This is a genomic window from Vibrio genomosp. F10 str. 9ZD137, from assembly GCF_049974785.1.
Classification (GTDB): domain Bacteria; phylum Pseudomonadota; class Gammaproteobacteria; order Enterobacterales; family Vibrionaceae; genus Vibrio.
Map to the genome: position 1 here is coordinate 1 of NZ_JBNGCJ010000857.1, position 5,936 is coordinate 5,936.

Sequence of the window (5,936 nt, forward strand, 5' to 3'; positions counted from 1 at the left end):
ACCGCTCTTCCGATCTGCTCGCCCCCAACCAAATCAGATACGCTGCCCCAACAAATTTAACAAACTGGAACAGCTCCGCAGATTGTGCCAAGACCGCTGAAATACCGATCGCGGAAAAAAGTGCATGTACATAAAGACCGCTACAAATACCAAAACTTGTCATCGCCCCATCAGACAATCCACCTCTTGTGGTATTTCTAATGACCATAGCCGTATCCAGCCCGGGCGTCAGAGTTAAGATCGTAATAGCAAGTATAAAAGCTTCAATATTTAAAATGAACATCAGAACACGGCTTAAATTTTACGTAATAAAGTAATCAAAATAGCAAGTTATCTTAAAAGATTCCACAGTAATAAAGAGTCTTTGGAAATATAAAAAAACAATAATCTAAACGCTTAAGCGTTATATTCACCAAGAATTGCATGGCGAATAAACAGTGTGTTTACCCCACTAAATGGCCTTGAGAATCAATTTAACATTGCTACACTGAGTATTCTTTCTTTCGTCACGAACGGCATACCATGACTGCATTCCAAAAATTAGTTGAACATTCAAAAACAATCTCTCATTTCAATCACCTTGCAGCGATTTGTGGCTGGGACCAAGCATCAATGATGCCTTCCGGTGGAAACCAAGCTCGCTCTGAAGCCATGGCGCAATTGTCTGTGCACATTCACAGCCTTTTAACTCAACCGCAACTTTCGGGATGGTTTGAACAAGCTGAATCTGAAGCACTGAGCCCGCAAGATACGTCATCGCTACGTGAACTAAAACGTCAATGGCAACAAGCAACGGTACTACCTGAAACACTGGTACAAGCAAAGTCGCTGGCAGGATCTCAATGTGAACATGCATGGCGAACTCAACGTAGCAACAATGACTGGCTTGGCTTTGAAAAAAACTGGGCTGAAGTCGTTAAGCTATCGCAAGAAGAAGCACAAATTCGTGCAGAAGCAACCGGGCTTTCCCCTTACGACGCCATGTTGGATATCTACGAGCCTGGCACAACATCAGCCTCGCTGGACATTTTGTTTGCCGATGTAAAAACGTGGCTTCCATCGTTAATTGATGACGTGATTGAAAAGCAAAAAACTGAGTCTTTCATTACCCCATCAGGTCAGTTTGAAACAGATAAACAAAAAGCGCTGGGGTTAGAAGTCATGAAACTGTTGCAGTTTGACTTTGAGCATGGTCGACTTGATGAAAGTGTCCACCCTTTCTGTGGTGGTGTCCCTTCTGATGTCAGGATCACAACCCGATACGACGAAGCTGAATTTGTGCAATCGTTAATGGGTATCGTGCATGAAACAGGGCATGCTCGCTATGAGCAAGGGTTGCCAAAACAACTCGCAGGCTTACCGTCGGGTGAAGCTCGATCTATGGGAATTCACGAATCTCAATCACTGTTTTTTGAAATGCAGGTGGGGCGAAGTGATGCCTTTATCCAACACCTCTCTAGCTTCGCAGGTAAACAATTTACCTCACACGATCCTGCACTGTTTGGCTTTGATAACTTCCAAAAATTGTACACGCGCGTTAAAAAAGATTTTATTCGTGTCGATGCCGACGAGCTCACCTACCCTGCTCACGTTATTCTTCGCTATGAGATTGAACGTGACCTGATGAACGGAAAAATCAAACATACCGATGTCCCTGAGCTTTGGAACCATAAGATGCAGCAGTATCTTGGCCTTTCTACTCAAGGTAATTTCAAAAATGGGTGTATGCAGGATATTCATTGGACAGATGGTGCGTTCGGCTACTTCCCTAGCTACACACTAGGTGCGATGTATGCTGCGCAATTTATGGCCACAATGAAACAAACCGTCGATGTCGACAGTGCAATCAGTAGTAGAGATCTCTCGCCTATTTTCTCTTGGTTATCAGAAAACATCTGGAGTAAAGGCCGTTTACTAACGACTGATGAGTTAGTTAAATCTGCGACAGGTGAAACGTTAAATGCTCAGTACTTCCAAGAACATTTGAAAAATCGATATCTGTAGTGAGATAGAAGAATCAAAGCAGACAGGCTGGTTTCTCATTCAGCCTTCATTGCTATTTAAATTGCGCCTCTAAAACTCATGTCCTAACCAAACTCTGTTAGTGGTTTAACTAAATTGGCAATACGCTAATTCTTTAAGGTATGTCAAAGCCAAACAGTTTAGGGCAAAAGCGCCAGCACTAAACATGACCTACGTATAAAAGATGGCGTAGATCATTACATTCTGGAGAAGTAAATTATGACTAAGAGTGGATTAGTGTCAGTGGCATGTACAATGTTGCTCGGTGGTAGCGCGTATTTCTATATGCAATATTCAACGCCTCCTAAAGCATTTCCGACTATTACGGTTGCCACTGGAACAATCGAAAAAAACGCAGTCGCTGTGGGGTATATCGTTCCTGCACACTCAGTGTCCATCAAGTCACAAATAGACGGTATTGTAGGTGAAATTTACGTAAACATTGGTGAATATGTAACGCAAGGTGATGCACTTATTAAGGTTTTACCTAATCCTACCCCACAAGCACTGACTAATGCTTCAACAGAATTAATGCGTAGTGAAGCCCAAATCGAGTCAGAAAAACAACAACTTGCTAACCTCCAGAGCTTAGTTGAACAAAACATTATTCCTCGAAACTACGACGATTATGTTTCAGCGCATTCCAGAGTAAAATCCGCACAGGCCGACGTTATACAAAAACGCTTGAACCTTGAATTGATTCAAAGTGGTGAGTCGTCGATTGGTACTTCTCGTCTAACTTCAACGATCTATGCCCCGATTGACGGCACTGTTCTGAATAAAAAAGTAGAGGTAGGTGAGCCGATTATCTCAACAGAATCAAGCCAAGCGGCGACAAACATGATGTCGTTGGCGGATATGAATAGTCTAATTTTCAAGGGCAGTGTTAGTGAGCATGATACAGCACAGCTCACTCCGGGGATGCCAGTAACAATTACCGTAGCACCCTATCCAGACATCAAAATTGTTGGCGTACTAAACAAAGTTGCAATTCAGTCTGAAAGCCTTAACTCTTCCGCTGATGGCAGCCCATTTGACAACGGCTTTGAGGTTGAAGTCGGCGATCTTAAGATTCCTCAAAACGTGCAAATACGCTCAGGGTTTTCGTCCACTGCCAGAATAATCCTAGTTAAATCAGAGAATGTGCTCACTCTACCTGAGCGCGTATTACAGTTTGAAGGTAATAAACCTAATGTACTGATCCCAGATAATACGGAGCAAGGGTACCATAAACAACCAGTAGAACTTGGCTTATCCGATGGCATCAATGTAGAAGTCGTTGATGGCGTGGAACTAGGTGAAACCATTATCGATCACAGTATGATGGGAGCAGTTCATGGTTAATCAATACCTTGTGAGTATGAGCGGTTTGTTATTGTCGGTCGCACTAAGCCCTCCTTCACAGGCTATCTCTATCGAAGAGGCCTGGCAGCAAGCCAAACAGATAGACCCAGACTATGAGAAAGCTCAGATTAGTGTGCAGCTTGGTGAGAGTTCAGTAGATTTAAGTCGTAGCTCTCTATTACCAGCTTTAAGTGCTAACGCCTCAGCAAATTGGCGTGAGAAGCGGGGTAATTCTAGTCGTTATGGCGCTGAGTTGTCTCAGGTTATTTGGGACAGCAGACTTTGGTCCGAATTAGATAAAGCGCAATCAAATTTTCTCAAATCTCAGCTTGAGTTGATTAAGGTGCATAATAATTTGGCGGCCAAACTACTTTTTATCTATCTGGATATGGCCGCTGCACAAGGTAATTTACAGCTAGCTACGAGTAAATTAGAAGAAGGCAGTAAGTTGCTGGAGATAGCAGAAAAACGCTATGCCGCAGGCAAGGTAAAGTCGATTGACGTACAAGATATACGTGCCAATCAACTATCTGAAAAATCAGGTATTCTACGAGCACAGGCAGAGTTGAGAAGCAAAAAATACGAATTGGAGGCGTTGATAAATCAATTACCTGACGCTGTAGATCAAATTCGTACTGATAACTTAATTAAGCCCACGATGTTGGTATCGTCCCAGCAGCAATGGCTTAAAATCGCGAGAAATAATAGCCCAGAACTATTGGTTGCTATAGAAGAGGTTAAAGCGAGAGAGTTAGAAAAAAAATCGGCCCAAGGTGGCTACTACCCGACGGTACAAGGGCATGTAGGCTATGGCGGTGATGATAACCTTTCTGACGGTGAATTCGATGCAGGTTTGACCATCAGAGTGCCTATTGACCTCAATGGTTCGACACGCTCCAAAATCGAACAATCTTCACTTAATGTGTTGATAGCTAAGCAAGATTTAAGAAAAGTCGAAATAGACATTAAAAAACGAATTGAGCAGTCTTTCACCCAAGTAGAATTTAACTGGGAGCAAGTGTTGATAGCCCATCATTTAGTAGAGTCTCGATCTGCGGTTTTATACAGTAAAGAAAAACTTTATGACGCAGGATTTCTAGAAGCATCGGATGTCATCAGTGCACATAACAACTTGTTTTCCTCTCGGTACCTTTTACAGACAAATCTGTATGATTATTGGCGTCAGAGGATAGAACTGCTTAAAGCCACCGGTAAGTTAGATGATGACATTATGGCGTTGATCTCTCAGGCGCTACATCATGGTTAATCTTTTACTGCAGACTTGGCAAACGTTGTTAGCGCATAGAATGAAAAGCGCCTTAGCTATTATCGCAATTTCGTGGGGAGTGCTCTCTGTTATCGTTTTGATGGCTCTCGGTGAAGGCTTTTATCGTTATCAAACTCAGTCTTTCGCATTCTTTGTTAATGATACTCAGTTCGTTTTTCCTGCTAGGACAAGTAAAACGTGGCAGGGTTTGCCCTCTAGGCGGAAGATAAACATCGAAATAGACAAGGTCAAACTGATCCAGCAAGCTGGTTTTGTTAAAAAATATTCCGCTATTTACCTTAAACATGCAACCGTTTCTAACACTCAAGGGCTCCGTTTCGGACGCTCAGTGAGCGGTGTAGACTCCTCTTACTTTCCGGTAACGCAAATCCAGTTAAAGCCAGGTTCACGCAATTTTTCAGTAATGGATATGGATGACCACACTCGTGTAGTTATCGTGGGTAATCGAATTGCTCAAATAGGCGGAACCCAAATAGGTGACCAAATTAAGATCAACGGCATTCCATTTTTTGTGATTGGTCTGCTTAGTGACGAGCAAGGAGCAGTATCTTTCGGCGAGAGTCAACACGTTTTTATACCCCAAACTACTTATCTTGACCTATGGAAAGACACACCATGGCAACTGGTGTTAAAACCTTTCGAGGGCGTAGAAGCATCATCGTTCAGACGCGACATTGTCAATTTCTTTGCCCAACAGAAACACTTTGACCCTAGCGACAAAGATGCCCTCTATATGCCTGACTTTAGTGTAGGGGGCAACATCGTTACGAATACCTTGTCTGGTATTCAGATCTTTCTAACAGCCAGTGGCGTGATGACGATGGCTGTTGGCGCATTAGGCGTGGCAAATATCATGTTTCTCTCTGTTACAGAAAGGACTCGGGAAGTTGGCGTTCGACTGGCCATCGGTGCGACTCAAGGATCCATAAGGTCTCAGTTTATTATCGAGGGGCTTATTTTAGTTGGCTTGGGAGCCATTGTGGGGCTAATAACATCCTTCAGTGTGGTGTCTTTGCTAAGCCGAATCGATTTACCGGAATGGATTGGTTCACCTGTAATAACACTAAGTTCAATTGGAATGGCGTTGGTAGTAACACTGATGCTGGCTTTCTTATCCTCTTACTTTCCTGCCAAACGTGCTTCTCGCCTTACGCCCGTTGACGCACTCACTTCGAGGGCTTAACAGTGCTATTGCCGATGAGACAAATATTTCAGGAAATGGCTGCCGAAAAACTACGACTTGGGCTAACAGTTTTGGCCGTCGCGTGGGCAACCTTGTGTA

Annotated in this window: 5 protein-coding genes; 4 read left to right on the top strand and 1 reads right to left on the bottom strand. The window is 43.3% G+C overall.

The features are described 5' to 3' along the window. A partial coding sequence (locus ACP45E_RS19305; protein ID WP_141707435.1) for a LysE family translocator occupies positions 1-283 on the bottom strand: 283 nt, incomplete at its 3' end. 239 nt (positions 284-522) lie between these two features. Between ACP45E_RS19305 and ACP45E_RS19310 the strand changes: the two genes are divergently transcribed. From ACP45E_RS19310 to ACP45E_RS19325, 4 genes are all read left to right on the top strand, one after another. Beyond that, positions 523-2,004 carry a carboxypeptidase M32 gene (locus ACP45E_RS19310; RefSeq protein WP_017039150.1) on the top strand — a complete coding sequence of 494 codons (1,482 nt, stop codon included), beginning with the start codon at positions 523-525 and terminating at the stop codon, positions 2,002-2,004. Between the two features lie 237 nt (positions 2,005-2,241). Then, a complete protein-coding gene (locus ACP45E_RS19315) occupies positions 2,242-3,366 on the top strand; it encodes an efflux RND transporter periplasmic adaptor subunit (RefSeq protein ID WP_026026796.1) in 1,125 nt (374 codons plus the stop codon). Further along, positions 3,359-4,633, top strand: a complete 1,275-nt coding sequence (locus ACP45E_RS19320; RefSeq protein WP_017039152.1) for a TolC family protein — start codon at positions 3,359-3,361, stop codon at positions 4,631-4,633. The genes ACP45E_RS19315 and ACP45E_RS19320 overlap by 8 nt, the downstream gene beginning before the upstream one ends. Continuing rightward, positions 4,626-5,837, top strand: coding sequence for an ABC transporter permease (locus ACP45E_RS19325; RefSeq protein WP_017039153.1), 1,212 nt, complete (start codon positions 4,626-4,628; stop codon positions 5,835-5,837). Before ACP45E_RS19320 ends, ACP45E_RS19325 begins: the two co-directional genes overlap by 8 nt. Positions 5,838-5,936 lie beyond the last annotated feature (99 nt).

Excerpts from the sequence above, each read along its gene's own strand:
- ACP45E_RS19325 (WP_017039153.1), top strand. The coding sequence starts at position 4,626 with ATGGTTAATCTTTTACTGCAGACTTGGCAAACGTTGTTAGCGCATAGA.
- ACP45E_RS19320 (WP_017039152.1), top strand. The coding sequence starts at position 3,359 with ATGGTTAATCAATACCTTGTGAGTATGAGCGGTTTGTTATTGTCGGTC.
- ACP45E_RS19315 (WP_026026796.1), top strand. The coding sequence starts at position 2,242 with ATGACTAAGAGTGGATTAGTGTCAGTGGCATGTACAATGTTGCTCGGT.
- ACP45E_RS19310 (WP_017039150.1), top strand. The coding sequence starts at position 523 with ATGACTGCATTCCAAAAATTAGTTGAACATTCAAAAACAATCTCTCAT.